Raw genomic sequence first — 22,744 nt, forward strand, 5'->3', positions numbered from 1 at the left:
AGATCAGGGGGCTTGTGGCCCGGCAAACCTTCCCTCCGCCGGTGTTAACCGGTTCAGGTTCAACGGGTTCGCATCATGCGCATCTCAGCCCTTCCGGGCACCCCGAGGTGGCCCTACAGCTAGAGCAGCGATCGGGCCCGTGCAAGCCCGGCCTCTTGAGGCGCGACGCGGCCTGCCCTAACAGGGGCGGGCAAGAGGCGAGGCACCATGAGCTACAACACCTTCGGACATCTCTTCCGCGTCACCACCTGGGGCGAAAGCCACGGGCCGGCACTGGGCTGCACGGTGGATGGCTGCCCGCCGGGCATCGCGATCGACGAGGCCGCAATCCAGCACTGGCTCGACCGGCGCAAACCCGGCCAGAACAAGTACACCACGCAGCGGCGCGAGCCCGACCAGGTGCGCATCCTGTCGGGCGTCTACAAGGGGCGGACCACTGGCACGCCGGTGCAGCTGATGATCGAGAACACCGATCAGCGCTCCAAGGATTACGGCGACATTGCCGAGACCTTCCGGCCCGGTCACGCTGATATCTCCTATTGGCAGAAATACGGCATCCGCGATCCGCGCGGCGGCGGGCGGTCGTCCGCGCGCGAGACGGCGGCACGGGTGGCGGCGGGCGGCCTTGCCCGCGCGGTGCTGGCGGAGCTGGTGCCCGGCCTCGAAGTGCAGGGCTACATGGTGCAGATGGGTCCGCATCAGATCGGCCCCGAGCGCGACATGGACGAGATCGAGAAGAACCCGTTCTGGGTGCCCTCGGCCAAGGCCGCCGAAGACTGGGCGGTCTATCTCGACGGGCTGCGCAAGTCGGGCAATTCCTGCGGTGCGGCCATCGAGGTCGTGGCGCGTGGCGTGCCCGAGGGCCTGGGCGCGCCCGTTTACGGCAAGCTCGACACCGAGCTCGCCGCAGCGATGATGTCGATCAATGCCGTGAAGGGTGTGGAGATCGGCGAAGGCATGGCCGCCGCCGCGCTGACGGGCGAGGACAATGCTGACGAGATCTTCCTCGGCAATGATGGCCGCCCGGTCTATTCGTCGAACCATGCAGGCGGCATCCTGGGCGGGATCTCCACCGGGCAGGACGTGGTGGTGCGCTTTGCGGTGAAGCCCACATCGTCGATCCTGAAATCCCGCGCCTCCATCACCAAGTCGGGCCAGCCCACGGAGGTCGTCACGAAGGGCCGCCACGACCCTTGCGTGGGCATCCGCGCGGTCCCGGTGGGCGAGGCGATGATGGCCTGCGTGATCCTCGATCACCTGCTGATGGATCGCGCACAGACAGGCGGACAGCGCGGCAAGATCGGCTGAACCTTTCGCATGCGAAAGGTAACAGTCTGATAAAATTAACTAATTTTATCTCGCCCGTGCGACCGGACACCTCAACGCCCTGACACGGCACCATGTTTCAGCGCGCGGTGGGCCGGATAATATTAACTAATATTATCCCTGCTCTCCGCCCGGAACGCCGCATCCACCGGCACCTGCAGCGCCGAGACCAGCCCGTTTGTCTGCATCGCCATGCCGATCACCGCGAGCAGCTCGCCGTATTGCGCGTCGCTCATGCCCTTGGCGCGGGCCGCGGCAGTGTGGGAATGGATGCAGTATTCACAGCCATTGGCGGTGGAGACCGCGATGTAGAGCATCTCCTTCACCAGCGGATCGAGCGCGCCGGGCGCCATCACATCCTTGAGCCGCGCCCATGTCGTCGAAAGGGTCGCGGGATCATGGGCCAGCGCGCGCCAGAAATTGTTGATATGATCGGTGCCACGGGTCGCACGGATATCCGCGAAGACGGCCAGCGCCTCTGCGCTGACCTCTTCATCCGACAGAAGCGGAACGGTTGCCACGGCTCAGACCATCGCGAAGATACGCGCGGGCCCGCCGCTTCCGCCGACGTGATTGGGTGCGCCGATGATCAGCGTGGCGCCCGCGGCCGGCACGTTTTCGAGGCCCGCGAGGTTTTCGATCCCGAAGCGGCCCGTGGGCAACCAGGCGTAATGCGTGGCGAAATCCGCGGACGGCCCGTGATCGAGCGACAGCGTGTCGGACGCAATCGACGCCGCGCCGGTTTCCAGCAACATCTGCGCCGCCTCGACATGAAAGCCCGGGAAATGCCCCACCCCATCGGCGTCGCGGCCCACGAAATCCTCGGCAGAGCCCGATTTCGCGGCCCAGCCCGAATGCATCGCGACGCAGGCCCGATCGGGTATCTCGCCATTGGCGTCGATCCAGGCCTGCAGATCGTCGGGCGTCACCTGCGCATCGCGGTTTTCCGCCGCGCGCGCGGCGATGTCGATCACCACCAGCGGCGCCACCAGATCGGTCACCGGAATCTCGTCCACCGAGGCGCCATCGGCCGAGAAATGCAAAGGCGCGTCGATATGGGTCGCCGTGTGCTCATTGACCGAGAGGTTGAACAGGTTGAAGCCGTGTTCTGCGAAATTGAACTCCTGCGCCATGGAGATGCCCGGAGGCCCGAAGAAGGTGGGAAAGTCGGGGCTGAGCTTGTGCGTCATGTCGACGACGCTGCCATGGCCCGCCGCCATCGCGGGCGGTGCGGCGGTCACCGCACCGAGCGTGGCCGCCGCCGCAGCCGCGCCCGCACCGGACGAGAAGAACTGACGCCGGGACAGCATCCGCTCCTTCACCTTGTTCATTACGCAAATATCGCACATGCCGCATCCTCCATTGAAAAGGGCGGGGCTGCATGGATCGCAGCGCCCGCCCTTCGGAGCCTAGCACATGTTTGCCCCCTGCCGAGACGCTTTGCGCGGTCGCCGGGGGAGTCGCCGGGATCAGACCGGCGTGGCGTGGGTCCGGCGCGGCGGCATGCTCGGTGGCGAAGCGAGCTTGCGTGTCGGGCGGCGGGTCTGGCCTGCCTCCTTGATCGCGCCCATGACGCGCGGCGATGCGGCGCGCCGCTTGGCCCGTGTTTCAGCGCCCGGATCGGCAGCCTGCGGCTTCGGCGGCTCGATCCCCATCATGGCAAAGCTGCCCTGTTGCGCCGCCTCGGTCATGACCTGGGCCACCTTGATCTGCTGCGCCCAGAGCGCACCGGTCCAGGCAAACCACATCTTCGTGGCGGCGATTGGCGTGATAAAGGTCATGTTTCCCTCCCTATGACCTGTGACGGGGTCTTCCCACCCCCAGAAATGCGCCAGGCAGGGCGCATCGCGTTTCTCGGAACGGCCCTGACACGATACGAGTGTCAGATGATGCATTCCAACGATAAAATTCGCGCTTAAGTTGAATACAAGTTGATAACGATAAACAGACCGATGAACAGAACGTTTACATACCGGAGCGGCGCACGGCGCGGTCCTGCCCCTCATGTCACCGCATACAGGATCGGGATCAACGTTTGATGACACTCACCCGATGGATCGGCGACTCCGCGCCTGTTTGATACTCCTTCGCCTCACGCCGCGCGCATTTTTCCGGTCGCGGCGCCCAGGGCTTTGCAATCGCACGCGCCCCGACCTGATTCCTTGATCTGACGCAAAGGGCGTAGACCTCTCCGGGTTTCAGTGGACGCGACTTCGCCCGGTCGAATCAAGCATGAGGGGCGGATTTTCACGGGCCCGCGCGACTAAATGCTCAGGAAGCAGGCAGAGACGCGCAACGCCCCCGCACACCGCATCGGCAAAGTTACGACGCCGCATCCTCCTGATCCGCGGCTTTCGGCGGGGCGAGCGGCGTGTACGAACAGCGCTCGGGCTTGATGTCGAGAAGGGGCGTGCCGTCGATGCAATCGAGGCCGCGCACGTACAGAACCGCGCCGTCGCGCCGCTCTAGGGCGACACGCGACAGCCCGATCGGGTTGGGCCGGACCGGGGAGCGCAAGGAGAAGGTGCCGCGGGGCACACCGTCTTTGGCAGGGGTTTGCACCGCGAGGTCCCGGCGCGACCCGTCCAGCCAGTAGAGCACGTCGAGCACGGCAAACCGCTCGATCCCGTCCAGCGCGGGCGCCCAATCTGGGTCGATCTCGAGCCGACAGAGCGGCCCGTCAATACGTCCCTGCCGTGGGCAGTCCGCGCGCGTGGCGAAAGGCGTCCGGCAAAGCCCGATGAAATGCAGGACCGCCTCGCCGAGCTTGGGCGGATCGCGGCGCATCTCGCCTTGGCGCAGATCATCAGGGTGCATGTCTTCGGATTCGGCCATGTCCGCTTTCCTTTCCCTTTCGGGCCGGAGAATAGCCCAAGGCCCGCGCAACGCCACGGGCCTTCGCCCTTGCAAAACCTCAGCCGATGGTGAAAACTTTGCATAGCTCGGGAATTTTTGCAGGTTTACGACATGAACGACATGGCAGAGGCGCTGCGGATCGCCGCCACGCTCGTTCTGTCGGGCGATGCGGACCTGTGGGAGATCGTGGCATTGTCCCTGCGTGTGAGCCTGACCGCCACAGCGCTGGCCTGTCTGATCGGTCTGCCGCTGGGCGCGCTGCTTGCGACGCAGCGATTCCCCGGGCGCAGCGCGGCCATCATCTGCGTGAACGCGCTGATGGGCCTGCCGCCGGTCGTGGTGGGCCTCATGGTCTATCTTGCGCTGAGCCGGTCGGGACCCCTTGGCGTCTTCGGTCTGCTTTATACCCCGGCCGCGATGATCATCGCGCAGACCATCCTGATCGCGCCCATCGTTGCGGCGCTGTCCCGGCAGGTGCTCGAGGCACTGCATTTCGAATATGATGAGCAATTCCGCTCGTTCGGGCTGAGCCGGATGGCGAGCATCCGCGCGCTGCTCTGGGACGGGCGTTTCGCGCTTCTGACCGTCGGGCTTGCGGGCTTCGGGCGCGCCATTGCGGAGGTCGGCGCGGTGATCGTCGTGGGCGGCAATATCGACCACCTGACACGCGTGATGACCACGGCCATCGCGCTTGAGACCTCGAAGGGCGATCTGGCCCTCGCCCTGGCGCTCGGCATCGTGCTGATGGTGCTGGCATTGGCGGTGAATGCCGCCGTCCACGGGGTGCGCAGCAGCGAAGGACGACTGGCCCATGCGTGATTTCATGCACCCCGACACGGCGCCCACCCCCCGCCTGACCCTGCGCGACGTCTCGGTCCGGATCGACGGGCATGCCGTGCTCGACGGGGTGGCGGCGGGCGTGCCGCAGCGGGGCATCACCACCATTCTCGGGCCGAATGGCGCGGGCAAGAGCATGCTGCTGCGCGCCATTCACGGCCTGATCCCCCATGACGGCCGGATCGACTGGGCGGACAGACCCGCGCCGAAACAGGCGCTGGTCTTCCAGAAGCCCGTGCTCTTGCGCCGCTCGGTCGCCGCGAACATGGATTTCGTGCTGGGCCGCGACCGCGCGCGGCGTGATGCGCTCCTGGCCGAGATGGGCCTGCTGGGCCATGCCAAACAGCCGGCGCGACGGCTCTCGGGGGGCGAGCAGCAGCGCCTGGCCCTCGCCCGCGCGCTGGCCACGGATCCCGAACTGCTGCTTCTGGACGAGCCGACAGCCAGCCTTGATCCCGCATCCGCGGCAATGATCGAGGAGGTGCTGCGCCGCGTTGCTGCACGCGGCACCACGATCCTGATGGTCACCCACGACATCGCCCAGGCGCGCCGTATCGCGGACCATGCGCTGGTCATGTGTCGCGGCCGCATCGCCGAAGCCGGTGCTGCGATGCGCGTGCTGGCCGCCCCCAGAACGGCCATTGCGCGCGATTTCCTCGAAGGGCGGCTCGTGCCCTGACGGCCCTGCCCGCACCATTTTCAACGCCAAAATACAGAGACCTCACGATGATCCGACGCCTGTTTCCCGCTGTCCTGGCCCTTCTCATTACCCAAACTGCCACGGCAGAGGAGACGAGCATCCTGGTGCAATCCACGACCTCGACCGCCAATTCCGGGCTCTACGACCACCTGCTGCCGCGCTTCGAGGAAGAGACCGGGATCGCGGTGAATGTCGTGGCGGTCGGCACCGGTCAGGCCATCCGCAACGCGCAGAATTGCGACGCCGATGTGCTTCTGGTCCACGCGAAACCCGCCGAGGAGGCCTTCGTGGAGGCCGGTTACGGCGTCGCGCGGCAGGACCTGATGTACAACGATTTCGTCATCGTCGGACCGGAGGCGGATCCCGCGGGCATCGCGGGCCTAAGCGATGCCGAGGCCGCCTTGTCCCGCATCGCCGCTGCCGAGTCGACCTTCGCATCGCGCGGCGACGACAGCGGCACCCACAAGAAGGAAACCGCGCTCTGGGCGATGACCGGCACGGACCTCGAGGCGGCCTCGGGCGGCTGGTACCGCGAAACCGGATCGGGCATGGGGGCCACGCTGAACGCGGCCATCGGCATGGGAGCCTACACGCTCACGGATCGGGCAACATGGATCAGCTTTGGCAACAAATCGGACTTTTCGGTCCTCGTAGAGCACGATCCGCAACTATTTAATCAATACGGTATCATTCTCGTTTCGCCAGAACGCTGTCCGGATGTTAAGGTCTCCGCGGGAACAACATTCATTGATTGGCTGACAGCCGCGACCGGACAGGCCGCGATTGCAGAATTCGCGATTGATGGACAGCAATTATTCTTTCCCAATGCGACCAAGTGATGACGGCGGTGGTTTTTTAACGAGTGCGCAGGTCATGAGTGCCCCCTTCTCGCCTGCGGGAAGGGGGTTTCGCCACACCGTTTTTCTGGGCATCGTGCTCCCGATCGTTGTGCAGCCGATCATAGCGTAGCCGAAAAAGGCCGGAACGGACGTCACATGCCCGAATTTCTGACGGTCAAGGAACTGGCCGAACTCCTGCGGATCAAGGAGCGGAAGGTCTACGACCTCGCGGCTTCGGGCGCGGTGCCCTGTTCGAAGGTCACCGGAAAGCTGCTGTTCCCCGAGGCGGAGGTGCGCGCCTGGATCGCAAGCGGCCGCTCCGGGCCGGGACCAATTGCCACCCGACCGGACGCGCCGGACGTCATCCTTGGCAGTCACGACCCGCTTCTGAGCTGGGCGCTGCGACAATCGCGGGCTGGCCTTGCCACCTATTTCGACGGCTCGATGGACGGCCTGACCCGGTTCGCGGCGGGCGAAGGAATCGCGGCGGGGCTGCATCTCATTGGCACGGACGGAAGCTGGAACATCCCCGATGTGCAGGAGATCGCGGGCGAGATGGATGCCGTCCTGATCGCGTTTGCACGCCGCCAGCGCGGCCTCGTCCTGCGGTCCGAGGATCAGGGGCGGATCACCGGGCTGGCCGACCTGCCGGGACTGCGGGTGGCCGCGCGGCCCGCGGGCACCGGCAGTGACCGGCTCCTGCGGCACGCATTGGCCGAGGCGGGCATCGACGCAGCGCTGCTGCAGATCGCCCAGACCACGCAAAGCGAGGAAGACGCGGTTTTCGCGGTGAAAAGCGGTTCGGCGGATGTGACCTTCGGGCTGGCTTCCGTCGCCGCCGCGCATGGGCTGGCTTTCCTACCGGTGATCGAGGAGCGCTTCGATCTATTGCTTGACCGGCGCCGGGCCTTCGATCCGCCGCTGCAGGCGCTTCTGCACTTCCTGCGCGGTCAGGCGTTTCGGGATCATGCCGACCAGCTTGGCGGGTACGATGTCAGCGAGGCGGGCCTTGTGCGCTGGAACGCCTGACGCGGCGGCGCCGGATTACCTCGCTCAGACGGCCAGATGATCGGCCCGGATTTCCGGTGCTGCATCCAGATCATCGAACGTGCCTTCGAACACCACGCGGCCATGATCGATCACCGCGACCCGGTCCGCCACGGCGCGGGCGAAGGGGATCGTCTGTTCTGACAGCAGGATGGTCAGCCCTTCGCGCTTCAGCCGCCGGATCGCGCGCACCATCTCCGTCACGATCACGGGTGCGATCCCTTCGGAGGGCTCATCGAGCAGCAGGACGGAAGGGTTGCCCATGAGCGTGCGCGCAATCGAGAGCATCTGCTGCTCCCCGCCCGAAAGCGCGCGGCCCGGCGCCTCGGCGCGTTCTGCGAGGTTCGGAAACAGGGTGAAGAGCCCCTGCTCGGTCCAGGCCGGGACATCGTCGCGCGCAGGCTGGCGGCCCACTTCGAGGTTTTCGCGCACGGACAATTGCGTGAAGATCCGCCGCTCCTCGGGGACGTAGCCCAGTCCCGCCCGCGCCACGCGATAGGGGGCCATGCCGGTGATCTCCGTGCCTGAAAGATGCACCGAACCGCGCGCCACGGGCAGCATCTGCATCAACGCCTTGAGCGTGGTGGTCTTGCCCGCGCCATTGCGGCCCAGAAGGGCCACGACCTCACCCCGCGTGACCGACAGCGACAGATCCGACAGAACCTGCGCCTTGCCGTAGAAGACGTCGATCCCGCGCGCCTCAAGCATCGTCCAACGCCTCCGGATCGAGCCCCGCGCCGAGATACACCTCCTGGACGCGCGGATCGGCGCGGACGGCATCGGGCGTGTCATGCGCGATGAGTTGACCGCGATCGAGGACCATCACGGTCCGGGCATGTTCGAAGACCACGTCCATGTCGTGTTCGGTGAAGAGGATCGTCATGCCCCGGTCGCGGGCGATCCCGGTGACGGTCTCCATCAGGTCGGCGCGTTCGGTGGCGGCCATGCCCGCGGTCGGCTCATCCATCAGGAGAAGCTTCGGCGTATGGGCAAGCGCAATGGCCAGTTCCAGACGCTTCAGGTCGCCGTATGCCAGGACCGCGGCGGGGCGATCCGCCTGATCGGACATGCCCACATTTGCCAGCAGGTCGCGGGAGGCCTCAACCTCGAGCGACCGGGCGAAGGGCAGAACGGCGAAGCTGCGCCGCCGGGCCGAAAGCCTCGCGGTCTGCACATTCTCCAGCACGGTCATCGACGGCCAGGTCCCGGTGATCTGGAAGGTGCGCCCGACACCCCGGCGGCAGATCTGGGCGGGGCTGAGCCCGGTGATCCGGCGCCCCTCGAAGGTGACGGAGCCGGAGGTCGGGCGCGTCTCGCCCATGAGCATCTTGAACAGCGTGGACTTGCCCGCGCCATTGGGGCCGATGAGGGCGCGGATATCGCCGGGGGCCAGCGTGAAGCTCACCTCGTCGACGGCGCGCAGGGCGCCGTAATGCCGCGAGAGGCCCTCGACCGACAAAAGCGCGCTCATGGCCGCACCCTCCGCCAGAGGCGGCGCAGGGCCCCCACGATCCCCTCGGGCGCGAGCGTCACGATGAAGAGGACCGTAAGGCCGAGGGCCAGGCGCCAATACTCGAAGCGGGTCAGCCAGTCGACGCCCGCCTCGAACACAGCACCGCCGACCCAGCCGCCGGACAGGGTTTTGACCCCGCCCAGGAACACGACGATGAGCGCGTCGAAGCTGCGCGCGATCTCCAGCTCATTCGGGAAGACGGAGCCCTTGGCGAAGACGAAGAGCCCGCCCGCAAGGCCCGCCATCGCCCCCGCAAAGGCGAAGGCCACCCATTGCAGGCGCGCCACCGGAAGGCCCGTCGCCGCAGCGCGGGCCGGGTTATCGCGCGCCGCCCGCAACGCGTAGCCCAGGGGCGCATGGGCCGTGTGGCGCAGGACCAGAATGCCCGAGACACACAGCGTGAAGGCCAGCCAGAAGAACACCGCGTTGCCCGCAGCCCACGCGGCGGGCCAGATTCCCACCATGCCGTCAGAGCCGCCGGTGAACTCTGCCCATTGCCAGACAAGCGACCAGAGAAGCTGCGCGAAGGCCAGCGTCAGCATCGCGAAATAGACGCCCGTGGCCCGCAAGGAGACCCAGCCGATGGCCAGCGCGAGGAGCCCCGCGATCAGAGGGGCGAGGAGCAGCGCCAGCTCCATCGGCGCGCCCGCATGCCGCACCAGCAGGGCCGCCGCGTATGCCCCGCCGCCATAGAAGGCCGCGTGGCCGAAACTCACCAGCCCCGCCTGCCCCAGCAGGAAGTGCAGCGAGGCCGCGAAGAGACAGAAGATCAGGATATCCGTCGCCAGTACCAGCGCGAAATCCGACCCGTAGAAGGGCAGCGCCGCCAACACGGCAAGGGCCAGCGCCACGGCCGCGCGCATAGGCCAGCCCGCGGGGCGGATCGGGTCTTCGGGCGGGCCGACCTGACCTGCCTCGCCCGCCACCTCCTCGCGGCCCAGAAGGCCGAAGGGCCGCCACATCAGAACCGCGACCATGACGACGAAGGTCAGCGCGAGCGTCGATTGAGGAAGATAGGCCACGCCAAAGACGCCCAGCACCGAGATCAGCACGGAGGCGAGATACGCCCCCGGCAGCGATCCCATCCCGCCGATCACCACCACCACGAAAACGGAGGTCAGGATGGTGAAATCCATCAGCAGATCCGCGCCGCCCTTGGGCAATTGCAGCGCCCCGCCGAGCCCGGCCAGCGCGCAGCCCAGCGCGAAGGTCCCGGTAAAGAGCCAGCGTTGATTGACGCCCAGCGCGCCCACCATCGCGCGGTCCTGCGTCGCGGCTCGCACGAGAATGCCGAAGCGGGTCTTGGTGATGAGCGCCCACAGCAAGAACGCCACCACCGGCGTCACGGCGATCAGCACGAGGTCGTATTTCGGCACAGGCTCGCCCATGATCCGGATCACGCCGCGCAGACCGGGCGCGCGGGGCCCGAGCAGATCCTCCGGCCCCCAGATCATCAGCGCCAAATCCTGCACGATCAGGATCACGCCGAAGGTGGCCACGAGTTGGAAGAGTTCCGGCGCGGCATAGACCCGGCGCAGGATCACCATCTCCACAAAGGCGCCAATGACGCCCACAGCCACGCCCGCCAGCAGCATCGCGCCCCAGAACCCGACCGCGCCTGGCAGCACCTGCATCAACGTGTAGCCGATATAGGCGCCCAGCATGTAGAACGAGCCATGGGCGAAGTTCACGATCCGGGTGACGCCGAAGATCAGCGACAGGCCCGACGCCACCATGAAAAGCGCCCCCGCATTGGCGAGCCCGGTCAGGATCTGAGCGAGGAAAAAGCCCATCGCGCGGCGCCTTTTTAGGGCGGCAGGACGCTAGCGCCCCGCCCCGTTCACCATTTCCGGACTTACTGACCCTGGCGCGCGCGCACGGTCGCGTCATCGGGCAGGTAATCGGCTCCGTCGCGATAGGTCCAGTCGACCATGATGCCGCCACCATCTTCCAGCGCCGTGGTGCCCACGAAGGCGCCCATGGTCGATTGGTTGTCGATTTCGCGATAGGTGATGGTGCCGACGGGCCCGGATACTTCGAGCCCTTCAAACGCCGCGCGGATCGCATCGCTCTCGAGGCTCTCGGCCTTGCTGAACGCCGCCGCCACGGACAGGCCCGTCATGTAGCCCACGAGGCTGCCGTTCTTGGGCCTTTCGCCGAACGCTTCGGTATAGGCGGCGACGAAATCGGCATTGGGGCCGTCCTCGAAGGCGTACCAGGGATAGCCGGTGACGACCCAGCCCTCGGGCGCCTCATCCGCGAGCGGTTCGAGATATTCCGGCTCCCCGGACAGAAGGCCGAACACCGTGCGGCCGTCGAACAGGCCCCGATCCGTGCCCTGGCGGACGAATTTCGCAAGATCCGGCCCGAAGGTCACGTTGTAGATCGCATCGGGCTTCGCGCGTTCCAGCGCCTGCACCTCGGCGCCCGCGTCGATCTGGAAGAGCTGCGGCCATTGCTCGGCCACGAACTCGACCTCGGGCTTCAGCGCGGTCAGCGCCTCCTTGAAGGCGGCGACGGCATCCTTTCCGTAGGCGTAGTTGGGCGCGATGGTCGCGTAGCGGACGGCATCGGTTTTCGCGGCCTCCTCGGCCAGCATCGCGGCCTGCATGTAGGTCGAGGCGCGCAGGCGGAAGGTCCAGTCGTTGCCGTTCTCCCAGACGAGCGCATCGGCCAGCGGTTCGGAGGCGAGGTAGACCCATTCCTTCTGAGCCGCGAGCGAGGACAGTGCGAGCCCCACATTGGACAGGATCGAGCCCGTGAGCATGACGGCCCCTTCGCGGGTCATCAGCTCTTCGGCGATGCGGATCGCCTCGCCCGGCTCGCCCTGATCGTCGCGGAAGATCACCTCGATCTCGCGGCCATCCACGCCGCCTGCGGCGTTCACCTCCTCGATCGCCATCTCGTAGCCCTTGCGGTAGGGCTCGGCGAAGGCCGCAAGGCGTTTGAAGTGGTTGATCTCGCCGACGACGATGGGGCCGTCTTGCGCGATCGCGGGCGACGCGGCGCCGAAGGCCAGTGCGAGAGACAGGAAGGTTCTGCGGATCATGTCGGACCGCTCCTTGTGACAACAGGTTTGCGCCCTCTTTACGCGACGCGTGCGGGTTTATGTAGCCCCGAGGACGCGAAATCAGCCCCGGCCCCCATTTGGGGCCCTGCCCGCGCGGCCCGGCCCCCCGCCGCCCGACCCCGTGATGCTTGTCCTGCAGCGCCGCAAAGGCTACCGCCTTCGGGACGCAATACCGAAGGACGCGCCATGACCGACGTGATCGACCTGCCCGTGAAGGACCGTTTCCACCTGCCCGAGGGGGTGACCTACCTCGACGGCAATTCGCTGGGCGTATTGCCCCGGGGGGCGGCCGCGCGCGCGGCGCAGGTCATCGAGCACGATTGGGGCAATGAGCTGATCCGCGCCTGGAACAGCTGCGACTGGATGGATCTGCCGCGCCGGGTGGGCGACCGCGTGGCCGGGCTCATCGGCGCGCCCGCGGGGACGGTCACCATGGGCGACACGCTGTCGGTGAAGGTTTTCCAGGCCTTGTCCGCCGCCGTTGAGATGCGGCCCGACCGGCGCGTGATCCTGTCGGATGCGGGAAACTTCCCCTCCGATCTTTACATGGCGGACGGGTTGGTGCGGCATCTGGGGCGCGATCACAGCGTGGTCACTCCGGCGCCGGAGGACGTGCTCGCGGCCATCGACGAAAGCGTAGCGGTCGTGATGCTGACCGAGGTGGATTACCGCACCGGGCGGCGCCATGACGTCGGCGCGATCACCGAAGCGGCCCATGCGGCGGGGGCCGTCATGATCTGGGATCTGGCGCATTCCGCAGGCGCGTTGCCCGTGGATGTCGCCGGGTGCAACTGCGAATTCGCGGTGGGCTGCACCTACAAATACCTCAATGGCGGGCCGGGGAGGCCTGCCTTCATCTATGTGCGCCCTGATCTTGCCGACAGCATCGACCCGGTCCTGCAAGGCTGGCTCGGGCACGCCGCGCCCTTCGAGATGGCGCGCGACTACCGCCCGGCACCGGGGGTGGAGCGGATGCGCGTCGGCACGCCGCCGGTTCTGCAGCTCGCGGTTCTCGAGGCTGCACTCGATGCCTGGGAGGGTGTGTCGCTGGAAAGCCTGCGCGCTGCATCCGTCGCGCTGTCCGAGCGGTTCATCACCGAGGTGGAGGCGCGCTGTCCCAGCCTTACGCTCGCCTCGCCGCGGGATGCGGGTGCTCGGGGGTCGCAGGTCTCCTTCGCCCATCCCGAGGGCTTTGCCATCATGCAGGCCTTGATCGCGCGCGGCGTGATCGGCGATTTCCGGGCGCCCGACATCCTGCGGTTCGGGTTCACGCCGCTCTATCTGGACGAAGGCGACGTGGTGCGCGCGGCGGAGGTGCTGGAGGAGATCATGGTGACTGAGGCCTGGCGCGCGGCGGAATACCAGGTGCGCGGTCGGGTGACGTAGAAAGACGCACGCATCTCGGTCGCGTCTCAAGAGAACGACGTAGATGCGCCTGCCCGCGGGATGGCACTGCTGCGCCGGGCTTGCGCGCTTTATGTGGCCAAATCGTTGCTCAGATCAGTCGGCGCGTTCATCGTTTCAAAGCGCCAGCCCGTCGGGGCGGGCAGGCGCTAGGCGCGGCGGCTGCCGGCATCTTTGATCTCGCGCTCTGGGTGCGCTTTTCCGAGACGAGGGTGAAGAGACGTGCGCGAAAGGTGCAACGCCGAAGCGCCTGCCCGGTGGGGTGGCGCTACAACGGTCGGACGGGAGTGCTTTATGCCCGCCAAGTCCCTCCGCAGAACGAGCGGCGGTGCTTGCGTCACCCAAGCGCCAGCCCGTCCGGGCCGGGCAGGCGCTGGAGCGCGGCGGCTGCACGCAGCCTTGATTCCGCGCTCTGAGTGCATGGATCGGCCCAAGGCTCGGCTCTGCGCTTTTGAGGGCGATCTCACCGACTTCGAACGTGTCTAAGATCAATTGCCGCCTTTGGCCTTTTTGACAGCAGACACGGCGCCGCTAGGGCCTTTCACACCTCGACGATCTTGCCCGGGTTCATCAGGTTCAAGGGATCGAGCGCACGCTTGATATCGGCCATCACGTCAAGCGCGTCGCCATGTTCTTCGCGCATGTAGCCCATCTTGCCGATGCCGATCCCGTGCTCGCCGGTCACGGTCCCGCCCAGTTCCAGCGCGATGCGGCTCACGCGGGAGGCCAGGGCCTTGGCCGCGGCGACCTCCTCGGCCACGTCGGGATCGACCAGGATCGACAGGTGGAAATTCCCGTCCCCCACATGCCCCACCAAGGGCGCGATCAGCCCCGCCTCGGCGATGGCGGACTTGGTGCGCGCGATAGCCTCGGCAAGCGCCGAGATCGGCACGCAGCTATCGGTCACCACGCCCTTGGCCCCTTGTCGCAAGGCCTGTGCGGCGTAATAGGCGTTGTGCCGCGCCTCCCAGAGCCGGGTACGATCCTCGGTCCGCGTGGCCCATTTGAATTCGGAGCCGCCATGTTCCGTGGCCAGATCGCGGAATGTCTCGACCTGCTCGGCCACGCCCGCCTCTGAGCCGTGGAACTCAAGGAAAAGATGCGGTGTCTCCGGCATGTCGAGATCGGGATTGTAGCGCGCCATGCCGCGCATCTGCACCTCGTCCAGAAGCTCCACCCTGGCCATGGGCAGGCCCGATTGAATGGCGAGGATCACCGTGTCGACCGCAGAGGCCACATCGGGAAAGGCGCAGGTCGCCGCCGAGATCTGTTCGGGCTGACCGAAAAGCCGCACGGTGAGCTTCGTGATGATGCCGAGCGTGCCTTCGGAGCCCACGAACAGATGCGTCAGATCGTAGCCCGCCGCGGATTTCCGCGCCCGCGTTCCGGTCTCGATCACCCGGCCATCGGCGAGCACCACCTCAAGCGCGAGGACATTCTCGCGCATGGTGCCGTAACGCACCGCATTGGTGCCCGAGGCCCGTGTCGCAGCCATGCCGCCCAGCGTGGCATTTGCGCCCGGATCGACGGTGAACATCAGCCCCGTCGCGCGCAGATCCTCGTTCAGCTGTTTGCGGGTGACGCCCGGCTGCACGACCGCGTCGAGATCGGCCTCGTGCACCTCGAGCACGCGGTTCATGCGGCTCGTATCGATCGAGATGCCCCCGTGCAGCGGGATGACATGCCCCTCCAGCGAGGAGCCGATCCCGAAGGGCACGACCGGGCAGCGATGCGCATGGCAGAGCGTCATGATGCGGCTGACTTCCTCGGTCGTCTCGGGGAAGGCCACGGCATCGGGGCTGTGCGGTGCGGAATACGCCTCGTCCCGACCATGCAGGTCGCGGATCGACGTGCCGGTTGAAAGCCTGTCGCCCAATTCGGCGCGCAACGCCTCGATCACCTCGTGATGCGGCGAACCCTGTCCATCCATACTGGCTCCTCCTCCTGCCTTCGCAATGTGCCGACAGCTATGAGGCTATGCAACACCACGCACCATAGCACGCAGGCCGCGGCGGCGTGTCTTGAGCGCTTGGGGCGCAGGGTCTAATGTTTTGCCAACGGGCGGCCATGGATGCGCAGGCCTGAAAGGCAGGGCCGCTTCGGTCCTGCGACGCGGAAAGGGCAGAAATGTCGAAAGCGGGTGATCCCTTTGACAAGGTCAGGACTGGCGCCGCCTACAGCCGACCGCTGCTGCGCGCCGACGTTCAGGTGACCGAGCAGCCCGCGAAATCCGCGCGTCCCTCGGGCAAGACCTACAGGATCAGCGATCCCGAAAGCGGCAAGAGCCTCGATATCGGTCAGGCCGAATACGACCTCGCGCAACGCGCCGACGGGCGCACCAGTCTTCGCGCGCTCCATGCCGGGCAGACCGCGTTGACGCCCGAGCAGGTCCTGACCTTCTTTCGGCAGCTGAACGTGCGGGGGCTGCTTGCGCGACTGGACAAGTCCGACCCGCAGGCGATGGACCCGACGCCCGGTTTCGGGCACGGCCCGCGCGCCGGTGCCCTGCTGGAGCGCAGGCGCCGCATCGCGACGGAGCGCGCGCCTGCTCGCGACCGGCCCGCACACGACCGGACGGAGCCGAAAGCCGCAGCCACGACGCCCAAACGGGGCGACGAGCGCGCTCCTGCCAGCGGCAAGGCCACGCGTCGCGACGATGCGGTGGAACCGGTCGAGGCGCAGAAGGACGTCGCAAAGAAGGCGGATGCTCCCGCGGAGACCCCAACGCCCAAGGCAGCTTCTGCGCGGGCCCAAAAGGAGAGCCGCGCGCAACAGCCCGAGCCCAAGGCGGCACCGAAAGCCGGGAGGGCGACGCGGCCCTCGGCCAAAAGCGCCTCTATCGCTTCCTTGGCGGAAAGACGCGCCGCCGAAACAGCACGGTCCAAGCGCGATGATGACAAGGCCGGGTCACAAAGTGCGAAGGCTGCGCTAGGGGCAAAACCTGCAAAGGCCGAGACCGTCGCGCGGGACACCAAGACCGATGCCGCACCCGAGGCTGAACCCGCCGCGCGCCGCGAAAAAGCCCCGTCTCCAAGCCTGCGCCAAAAGGCCCGGGACGACGCGAGCGCCCGCAAGGCGACGGCGCGCAAGACGGCATCGGAGGCCGACACACCGCCAACGCATGATCCGGTCGCGGATCCGGTCACGCCAGAGCCCGCATCGAATGCCTTCGACGTTGTGACCGCCAATCTGACCGCCGCGCCGCCGAAACCCGACGGTGACGGTTTCGGGGATTTTCTGGACCTCGACGAGGACGGCTTCGGCGGGTTCGGCGGCGGTGGCCGTCGGGGCGGTGGTGCCGGGGCACAGGGCGAACGGTTGCGCGCGCTTCTGGCCGCCCGCAAGGAGGGCGGCGGCGGCATGGCGGGCGGCATAGGTGGAGGCCTCGGCGGCGGCGGCATGGGCGGCGGTCTTGCCGGTGCCATGGGCGGCGGCCGTGGTGGCGGCATGGGTGGCGGTATGGGCGGTGGCGGTATGCGCATGGACGCGGCCCCCGCACCGGGCGATCAGGAGGACGGCCCGGCAAGGATGCCGCTCTTCAACCCGTCCGGCCTGCTCAAGCTGCTTTATATCGCGGGCTTTCCGCTCAAGTACTTCATCTGGGCCATCGTGCCGCTGACCCTTGTCGCGGGTATGATCTGCTTTCAGAACTGGACGGCGCTGGCCGACGATCTGCGCGGCACGCTTTCGCAGGTCTCGCGCATCTGGCTCGTGGTGATTGCCGCGGGCACGGTGAACCTCGTCTCGCGTCTGGCCCAGGGCGTGGCCATCGTGGCCCATGGCGGACGGGTCCGGCAGCTTGGCCTGAAGGCGATGTTCGGCGTTCTACCCCGGTTCTACATCGACCTGACCGGGATCCGGGCGCTTGACCGGCAGGGCCAGCTTTGGAGCTACGGCGCGCCGCTTCTGGCGCGGCTCGGGGTGTTCGGCATCGGCACGTTCTTCTGGGCCGTCTCGCGCGAGACCGGCACGAACTTTGCCGATATCAGCCTAATCGCTGCGAATATGGGCCTCATCATGTTCGTCCTCAGCGCCTTCCCGCTTTTCCCGGCTGAAGGCCAGCGTTGGGTCGGCGTCTACATCAACGAGCCGCAACTCGTGCCCCGCACGCTTCTGGTTCTGCGGCATACCTTCCTCGGCGCGCCCCTGCCGCCGCAGCTCGCAGGTATGAGCACCGCCCCCTATCTGTGGTTTGGCCTCGCGGTTCTGATCGCTTCCGCCACGGGGCTTCTGACGCTTGCGGGCTACACGCTTCTGGCGCTTGAGCAGGATCTCGGCGGCACCGGGGTGATCATTTTCCTCGCGCTCGTGGGCGCGTTCCTGTTCTGGCTCATTGGCCTCAAGACGATGATCGGACGCCGCTTCCGCGCGCTGCAAGGGGGCGGTGGTGCTGCGATCCCGGCCATGGCGGAGACCGCGGAGGTGCAGGCTCATCCGCTTGAGCAGGTCGCAGAACCCGCCGGAGGAGCGGCAGCAAGCGGCGCGGCCAAGGTGGTCTGGGCGCTGATCGTGACGGGCCTCATCGCAGTGGCCTTCCTGCCCTACAACTATGAGGCGGGCGGCCCGGTGGAAATCCTGCCGGCCGCGCGGGCCCAGGCCGTCGCGCGGACCGAGGGCGAAGTCATCGAGATGTTCGTGAGCGAAGGCAGTCTCGTGTCCCGCGGTGATGTGCTGGCCCGCCTGTCGAACTGGGAGCAGGTCAACGCCCGCAACCTCACGCGGTCGCAATTGCGCGCCGCCGAGGCCGCGCTTGCGCAGCTCGAGGCCGGGGCCAAGACCGAAGAGATCGACGTCGCCCGCACGCGGCTCGAAAGCGCGGAAGCCGCCTTGCGCTTTTCCGAATTGGAGCTGGAGCGCAGCCGGGAATTGGTCGCCCGCGGCACGATCAGCGCCGTGGAGCTGGAAAAGGCCGAAAGCAATTACGATGCCAATCTGAGCCAGGTCGCCACGGCGCGGGCCAACCTCGCGCTGGTGGAAAGCAGCGCCACGGAGGAAGAGCTCGATATCGCGCGCGCAAACGTGGAGCGCATGACGCTCGAGCTGGAATACCGCGAGGCGGAGATCGAACGGACCCGGATCGAAGCGCCCATGGATGGCCGCGTCGTGACCTCCGATCTCGCGCTGCGTCTGGGCAGTTTCCTGCAGGTGGGCGAAACCCTCATGGAGATCGAGCGCACCGATCAGGTCAGCGCCGCCATCTCCGTGCCAGAGGCCGACATCAACCTGACCGAGCCGGGCCGGATCGTGCGGATGAAGGTGCGCGGCTATCCCGACGAGACCATCGAGGGACGGGTGTCGAATATCGCTCCCGCCGCCGAAGATACCGGCTTCGGCCGGACCGTGCGCGTCGAGGCCACATTCGAGAACCCCGATGACTTCCTGCGCTCCGGCACCACCGGATACGCCAAGATCGAGGCGCAGGAGATGCCCGTCTGGCAGGCCTATCTGCGGTCGATCCGCCGTTTCTTCCAGATCGAATTCTGGTCCTGGATCCCCTGATCAAGGGTTGAGGTGATCCGGGAACGCGTGACGCCTGCGCCTATTCGTATCCGAATAGGTTGGCGTAAAAGCGCAGATCCTCGGTGACGTTGCCGGCCACGCCTTCGGGCGCGGGATCGTCGAGGCGCAGGATCTTCGGCCTATAGGGCCGCAGCTCCGGGCTGTTCATGTAGCCCGGATCATTGCCGAATTTCGCATTGGCCGGGCCTTCCCCCGCAAAGGGCGAGCGTTCGGGCTGTTTCATGGCCGCGATCGCCTTGGCGCTGGTGTCGAGTCCCAGCCATTCCGCGATCTGCGGCAGGTAGAGATCCGGATCTGCCAGAACATCCTCGCCGCGCATCCGCAGCCATTGCTCTGCCGGGACGCTTTCGAGGAATTCCTTCACGCGCAGATGCGGCGCCAACCAGAACGTGTCCGGATCGACATCGCTGCGGGGCATGAAGCCGCCCTGCTCCGCGATATAGCGGCGCAACGAGACCATGGATTGGCAGGTCCCCCAGGGGTGGCGCGTCATGTGGATGAAGCGGGAATCCGGGAAGGCCGCGATGATCCGGTCGAGCGCGCCATCCTCCAGAACGTAGACCGGGCTCTTGTCGACAAGGCGGCGCGGGGCGGCGAAGGCCGCGAGATCGGCATAGATCTCGCCGGTAGTCGCGCCCGCGTTCGCGTTCAGCCATTCATCGGCGGCCGCGATATCCTCTTCGGTCTGTCCGCCGATTCCGATCTCGGCCACCGCGCGCAGCAGACCGTGCCGAAACCGCTGCCTGCGGGCATGAAGCGCGGCCAGCGCCTCCAACGTGTCGGCGGCAAACAGATTGACCTCGGGCAGCGCCATGAGCTCGGGATGGCTGCCGATCACGCCACACATCACGGAGGTGAAGGAACGCGGCGGAGCGAGGATGAAAACCGGGGAAGGTGTCGTTGTCATCAAGCCTCAATCCTTCTTGCCGCCGCCGAGCCAAAGCTCCACCCCGCCGCCGCTGCCGCCGCGTTTCGCAGCAGGCAGCGCCACGAGGCCATGCGGCGTCGAAATCAGCCCGCGGATGCCGAATTGCGTCTCGCTCCGACCAAGGCCTTCGGTGGTGATTGTGGCAAAATGCATCCCGTCGGTGGTTTTCCACATCCCGTAATGACCCTGCCATTCCGCCGTCATCTCCCGCAGCCATTCGAGATGCACGGGCGAGACATCGGTGCGCGGGCGCACCGGGCGGCCCAGATAGGTCGGCCAGAAGCGCCAGTCGGAGCCTCCCACGAAGAGCGCGCCGTCGTGGACTTCCAGACGCCAGAATGCCTGCACGAAGGGATCGTCGAAGCCCGGCCCCATCCCGGTCAGCGGCGTTTTCAGCCCCTGCGCCGTCAGACGGGGTTGCCCCGCGATCAGATCCCAGCTGTCATCGGGATGCACGCGCAGAAGTTCGGGCGCGAAGGGACCATGCGCATCGAGCCCCTGGCCCGGCTGCCGCTGCACGCCCGTCCCGATATAAAGCGCGTTGTCGAAGACCTTCATCGCGGTGGGCATCGGATTGGTCATGCCGCGCCACGCGCCCTTGTCGAGGATCTTCACCCAGGCCGGGGCCTCGTCCGACAGATCGCCGGAGCGCCAGAGCTGAAAGCCCGAGGTCCGGTTATAGGTCGCGGCGTAGAGGCGTCCGCCGAAGAGGCAGAGCTCATTGATCGAGTCGTTGGCCGGATCATCGAAACTCGGCGGCGAGATGATCTGCCAGTCTCCGCCCGCGGGATCGCGGGTGCGCAGGACCACGGCCAGATCGGTGATGTTGTCATCCGCCCAGCCGCGCGCCTTGTTGAGGCCGATGGGCGTCGTGTAGAGCCAGCCCTCATGCGCGAAGAGACAGCGCACAGCCGCGATATCGGCATCTCCCAGCCCCAAGGCAGGCGGGCCGCAATCCGCAAACGCACTGCCATCCTCGGATCGCAGGATCTGGACCTGTCCCGACATCGAACCGACCGCCGCATAAAGCGCGGGCGCCGTGTCGCTGGTGCCCTGAAACGGCGCAAAGCCCCGCACGGAGCGGTCGCGCGCCACCCCATCGGGTCCGACCGGGCTGTGATAGGCCGCCTGCCAAGCGCCCGTGGCCGGATCAAGGCGCATGATCTCCGCACCGAGATCCGCCGGGCCGTCGCTGGCCGCGCCGCGCTGATTGACCGGGCCGCGCCCGCCTCCGACATAGAGATGGCCCTGCCACCAGGTCGCAGCCTGGCTGATGCGGATCGTCTGGTTGAAGGGTGCAGGCCCCAGCTTCCGGAAATCCGCCGCCGAGGAAATCGTCGCAAGATCATCGGTCATCGCAGGGTCCTGACGGGGCTGTTGCAGCATCTGCGCGCTCGCGGCGGCGCCGACCACCGGCATGGCCCGAACGGGCCAGGGGCAGTCTCATGCGCGTCGCGAGCGGCGGGTGTTTTCGCGGATCAGGCGGTGTGGAATTCAGCCTGAAGGAACGCCACCACATCGGCGACGGTCACATCATCGACATAAGAGCCTTCCTGGATGAACAGCTTTTCGAAGGGCAGACCCTTGGTGCCGAGCTTCTGTTCGATGGCGACGCAGAACTGCACGACGTCGATCGACTCGAACTGCAAATCGTCGATCAGGGTCGTTTTCGGTCCGATCTCCTCCTCGAGTTCGAGATCCCAATCCTCGATGGTTTCTTTCAGAACCGTGACGACAGTGCTCTGAAGGTCTGCGCTGGCTGTGTCAGTCATTTTGAATTCCCTACGTTCCCAAACTCTCAACTACTCAATACGGGTCGCGACCACCTGCAACCAGTTCCTCGGCACTTCGTCGATCGCGAGGTTCTGAAATGCCCTGTGCACACCGTCCTGCATGCACTGGCTGGCGATGTCGGTCGGATAGCCGCTCATCAGCACCTCGGCAAGGCCGCCATAGCCGCCGATGGCGGCGAGCCCGTCCTTGGTGATGGGCATGGCACTCTGGCCCGAGCTCTCGATCTCGAAGCCCGCAGCACGGGTGGCGTCGCACCACCCCTCCTCGCTCAGCCAGTCGGTCTGGCGGAAGGCGCGCGCCACTGTCCCGCGCTTGCGCGGCACGGGCTTTTCACCGGCCGCACGCCGCGCGGCGTTGATCTCGTTCATGGCGATGACCGCTTCCTTCATCATTTCGGTGAAGACCGCCTCGGTCCCCTCCACGAAGGTACCGGTGTAGAAGACGGAGTTGAACACGAATGTCCCGCCGGGGCGCAGGACGCGTGCAACTTCGGCCAGAAATGCATCGCGATCGGGCATCATGTGGATCGCGTTGCCGATGATCACGAGGTCGATCTCGTCATCGGCGAAGGGCAGCTCCATCGCGGAGGCTTCGCTCAGATAGGCGCCGCCCTGCCCGGCCTCGGCTGCCGCGCGCAACGCCTCGAGCGAGGGATGGAGCGTGACGCCATCGGCCGAGAGCCCCTTCGTCGCCAGCCCGACCTGAACCGGGTCGAGGTCGATGCCGCAGATCGCCAGTTCCGGCTTCCGCCCGATCAGGAGCCGCGACAGAAGGCCGGTGCCGCAGGCCAGATCGGCCACACGGGTGATCCCGGACAGATCGAGGCTGCCGACCATCTCGCGATTGACCGCGATGTAATTCTCATCCTCGGCATAGGTTTCGTAAGACGTATCCCCGGCGATCATGACAA

General features: G+C 66.7%; 20 protein-coding genes and 1 riboswitch. Of the genes, 7 read left to right on the forward strand and 13 right to left on the reverse strand.

What is annotated here, in order from left to right:
- Positions 1-13: 13 nt before the first annotated feature.
- A riboswitch (TPP riboswitch) is annotated at positions 14-115 on the reverse strand.
- A 92-nt stretch (positions 116-207) separates the two neighbouring features.
- Positions 208-1,308, forward strand: a complete 1,101-nt coding sequence (gene aroC / locus FIV09_RS14825) for a chorismate synthase (protein ID WP_152451045.1) — start codon at positions 208-210, stop codon at positions 1,306-1,308.
- 122 nt (positions 1,309-1,430) lie between these two features.
- On the opposite strand, the gene FIV09_RS14830 is transcribed toward aroC, so the two are convergent.
- From FIV09_RS14830 to tsaA, 4 genes are all read right to left on the reverse strand, one after another.
- On the reverse strand, positions 1,431-1,847 hold the full coding sequence (locus FIV09_RS14830; RefSeq protein ID WP_152451047.1) for a carboxymuconolactone decarboxylase family protein: 417 nt from the start codon (positions 1,845-1,847) through the stop codon (positions 1,431-1,433).
- A gap of 3 nt (positions 1,848-1,850) precedes the next feature.
- On the reverse strand, positions 1,851-2,675 hold the full coding sequence (locus FIV09_RS14835; RefSeq protein ID WP_152451049.1) for a cyclase family protein: 825 nt from the start codon (positions 2,673-2,675) through the stop codon (positions 1,851-1,853).
- Between the two features lie 120 nt (positions 2,676-2,795).
- Positions 2,796-3,107 (reverse strand): hypothetical protein, encoded by a 312-nt coding sequence (locus FIV09_RS14840; protein ID WP_152451051.1) that lies wholly within the window; start codon positions 3,105-3,107, stop codon positions 2,796-2,798.
- Positions 3,108-3,648: 541 nt separating this feature from the next.
- The gene (gene tsaA / locus FIV09_RS14845; RefSeq protein WP_371417711.1) at positions 3,649-4,161 is read right to left on the reverse strand and encodes a tRNA (N6-threonylcarbamoyladenosine(37)-N6)-methyltransferase TrmO; all 513 of its coding nucleotides are present in this window, start codon (positions 4,159-4,161) and stop codon (positions 3,649-3,651) included.
- Positions 4,162-4,293: 132 nt separating this feature from the next.
- Here tsaA and FIV09_RS14850 point away from each other — a divergent pair, with 132 nt between their 5' ends.
- The 4 genes from FIV09_RS14850 to FIV09_RS14865 all read left to right on the forward strand — a co-directional run bounded on the left by FIV09_RS14850 (position 4,294) and on the right by FIV09_RS14865 (position 7,587).
- Positions 4,294-5,001 carry an ABC transporter permease gene (locus tag FIV09_RS14850; protein WP_152451053.1) on the forward strand — a complete coding sequence of 236 codons (708 nt, stop codon included), beginning with the start codon at positions 4,294-4,296 and terminating at the stop codon, positions 4,999-5,001.
- Positions 4,994-5,698: an ATP-binding cassette domain-containing protein gene (locus FIV09_RS14855; RefSeq protein WP_152451055.1), complete on the forward strand. Its 705-nt coding sequence runs from the start codon at positions 4,994-4,996 to the stop codon at positions 5,696-5,698. Before FIV09_RS14850 ends, FIV09_RS14855 begins: the two co-directional genes overlap by 8 nt.
- Before the next feature lie 47 nt (positions 5,699-5,745).
- Positions 5,746-6,558 carry a substrate-binding domain-containing protein gene (locus FIV09_RS14860; protein ID WP_152451057.1) on the forward strand — a complete coding sequence of 271 codons (813 nt, stop codon included), beginning with the start codon at positions 5,746-5,748 and terminating at the stop codon, positions 6,556-6,558.
- Between the two features lie 156 nt (positions 6,559-6,714).
- Positions 6,715-7,587, forward strand: a complete 873-nt coding sequence (locus FIV09_RS14865; protein WP_152451059.1) for a helix-turn-helix transcriptional regulator — start codon at positions 6,715-6,717, stop codon at positions 7,585-7,587.
- A gap of 24 nt (positions 7,588-7,611) precedes the next feature.
- Here FIV09_RS14865 and FIV09_RS14870 read toward each other — a convergent pair whose 3' ends face one another.
- From FIV09_RS14870 to FIV09_RS14885, 4 genes are all read right to left on the reverse strand, one after another.
- A complete protein-coding gene (locus FIV09_RS14870; protein ID WP_152451061.1) occupies positions 7,612-8,313 on the reverse strand; it encodes an ABC transporter ATP-binding protein in 702 nt (233 codons plus the stop codon).
- Entirely contained in the window at positions 8,306-9,076 is a 771-nt protein-coding gene (locus tag FIV09_RS14875) for an ABC transporter ATP-binding protein (RefSeq protein ID WP_152451063.1), read from the reverse strand. Before FIV09_RS14875 ends, FIV09_RS14870 begins: the two co-directional genes overlap by 8 nt.
- A complete protein-coding gene (locus FIV09_RS14880; protein WP_152451065.1) occupies positions 9,073-10,911 on the reverse strand; it encodes an ABC transporter permease in 1,839 nt (612 codons plus the stop codon). Before FIV09_RS14880 ends, FIV09_RS14875 begins: the two co-directional genes overlap by 4 nt.
- 62 nt (positions 10,912-10,973) lie before the next feature.
- Positions 10,974-12,167 carry an ABC transporter substrate-binding protein gene (locus FIV09_RS14885; protein WP_152451067.1) on the reverse strand — a complete coding sequence of 398 codons (1,194 nt, stop codon included), beginning with the start codon at positions 12,165-12,167 and terminating at the stop codon, positions 10,974-10,976.
- Positions 12,168-12,374: 207 nt separating this feature from the next.
- Between FIV09_RS14885 and kynU the strand changes: the two genes are divergently transcribed.
- Positions 12,375-13,574, forward strand: coding sequence for a kynureninase (kynU, locus tag FIV09_RS14890; RefSeq protein WP_152451069.1), 1,200 nt, complete (start codon positions 12,375-12,377; stop codon positions 13,572-13,574).
- Between the two features lie 559 nt (positions 13,575-14,133).
- Here kynU and FIV09_RS14895 read toward each other — a convergent pair.
- Complete coding sequence (locus FIV09_RS14895) at positions 14,134-15,522, reverse strand: FAD-binding oxidoreductase (RefSeq protein WP_152451071.1); 1,389 nt, start codon at positions 15,520-15,522, stop codon at positions 14,134-14,136.
- A 197-nt stretch (positions 15,523-15,719) separates the two neighbouring features.
- On the opposite strand from FIV09_RS14895, the gene FIV09_RS14900 reads away from it, so the two are divergent.
- A complete protein-coding gene (locus FIV09_RS14900; RefSeq protein WP_152451073.1) occupies positions 15,720-19,091 on the forward strand; it encodes an efflux RND transporter periplasmic adaptor subunit in 3,372 nt (1,123 codons plus the stop codon).
- 40 nt (positions 19,092-19,131) lie between these two features.
- On the opposite strand, the gene FIV09_RS14905 is transcribed toward FIV09_RS14900, so the two are convergent.
- From FIV09_RS14905 to FIV09_RS14920, 4 genes are all read right to left on the reverse strand, one after another.
- Positions 19,132-20,019, reverse strand: a complete 888-nt coding sequence (locus FIV09_RS14905; RefSeq protein WP_152451075.1) for a sulfotransferase — start codon at positions 20,017-20,019, stop codon at positions 19,132-19,134.
- Between the two features lie 6 nt (positions 20,020-20,025).
- Complete coding sequence (locus tag FIV09_RS14910; protein ID WP_152451077.1) at positions 20,026-21,396, reverse strand: hypothetical protein; 1,371 nt, start codon at positions 21,394-21,396, stop codon at positions 20,026-20,028.
- A gap of 122 nt (positions 21,397-21,518) precedes the next feature.
- Positions 21,519-21,812 (reverse strand): acyl carrier protein, encoded by a 294-nt coding sequence (locus FIV09_RS14915; RefSeq protein ID WP_152451079.1) that lies wholly within the window; start codon positions 21,810-21,812, stop codon positions 21,519-21,521.
- A gap of 30 nt (positions 21,813-21,842) precedes the next feature.
- Positions 21,843-22,739 carry a class I SAM-dependent methyltransferase gene (locus tag FIV09_RS14920; RefSeq protein ID WP_172975747.1) on the reverse strand — a complete coding sequence of 299 codons (897 nt, stop codon included), beginning with the start codon at positions 22,737-22,739 and terminating at the stop codon, positions 21,843-21,845.
- Between the last annotated feature and the right edge of the window lie 5 nt (positions 22,740-22,744).

Origin of the sequence: Roseivivax sp. THAF197b, assembly GCF_009363255.1 — a bacterium.
GTDB lineage: Bacteria > Pseudomonadota > Alphaproteobacteria > Rhodobacterales > Rhodobacteraceae > Roseivivax.

Bases quoted from the DNA above. Each gene is read 5' to 3' on its own strand.
- kynU (WP_152451069.1), top strand. From the start codon at position 12,375: ATGACCGACGTGATCGACCTGCCCGTGAAGGACCGTTTCCACCTGCCC.
- FIV09_RS14910 (WP_152451077.1), bottom strand. From the start codon at position 21,396: ATGACCGATGATCTTGCGACGATTTCCTCGGCGGCGGATTTCCGGAAG.
- FIV09_RS14920 (WP_172975747.1), bottom strand. From the start codon at position 22,739: ATGATCGCCGGGGATACGTCTTACGAAACCTATGCCGAGGATGAGAAT.
- FIV09_RS14900 (WP_152451073.1), top strand. From the start codon at position 15,720: ATGTCGAAAGCGGGTGATCCCTTTGACAAGGTCAGGACTGGCGCCGCC.
- FIV09_RS14870 (WP_152451061.1), bottom strand. From the start codon at position 8,313: ATGCTTGAGGCGCGCGGGATCGACGTCTTCTACGGCAAGGCGCAGGTT.
- FIV09_RS14895 (WP_152451071.1), bottom strand. From the start codon at position 15,522: ATGGATGGACAGGGTTCGCCGCATCACGAGGTGATCGAGGCGTTGCGC.
- FIV09_RS14855 (WP_152451055.1), top strand. From the start codon at position 4,994: ATGCGTGATTTCATGCACCCCGACACGGCGCCCACCCCCCGCCTGACC.
- aroC (WP_152451045.1), top strand. From the start codon at position 208: ATGAGCTACAACACCTTCGGACATCTCTTCCGCGTCACCACCTGGGGC.
- FIV09_RS14875 (WP_152451063.1), bottom strand. From the start codon at position 9,076: ATGAGCGCGCTTTTGTCGGTCGAGGGCCTCTCGCGGCATTACGGCGCC.
- FIV09_RS14835 (WP_152451049.1), bottom strand. From the start codon at position 2,675: ATGTGCGATATTTGCGTAATGAACAAGGTGAAGGAGCGGATGCTGTCC.
- tsaA (WP_371417711.1), bottom strand. From the start codon at position 4,161: ATGGCCGAATCCGAAGACATGCACCCTGATGATCTGCGCCAAGGCGAG.
- FIV09_RS14885 (WP_152451067.1), bottom strand. From the start codon at position 12,167: ATGATCCGCAGAACCTTCCTGTCTCTCGCACTGGCCTTCGGCGCCGCG.
- FIV09_RS14880 (WP_152451065.1), bottom strand. From the start codon at position 10,911: ATGGGCTTTTTCCTCGCTCAGATCCTGACCGGGCTCGCCAATGCGGGG.
- FIV09_RS14850 (WP_152451053.1), top strand. From the start codon at position 4,294: ATGAACGACATGGCAGAGGCGCTGCGGATCGCCGCCACGCTCGTTCTG.
- FIV09_RS14860 (WP_152451057.1), top strand. From the start codon at position 5,746: ATGATCCGACGCCTGTTTCCCGCTGTCCTGGCCCTTCTCATTACCCAA.
- FIV09_RS14915 (WP_152451079.1), bottom strand. From the start codon at position 21,812: ATGACTGACACAGCCAGCGCAGACCTTCAGAGCACTGTCGTCACGGTT.
- FIV09_RS14865 (WP_152451059.1), top strand. From the start codon at position 6,715: ATGCCCGAATTTCTGACGGTCAAGGAACTGGCCGAACTCCTGCGGATC.
- FIV09_RS14905 (WP_152451075.1), bottom strand. From the start codon at position 20,019: ATGACAACGACACCTTCCCCGGTTTTCATCCTCGCTCCGCCGCGTTCC.
- FIV09_RS14840 (WP_152451051.1), bottom strand. From the start codon at position 3,107: ATGACCTTTATCACGCCAATCGCCGCCACGAAGATGTGGTTTGCCTGG.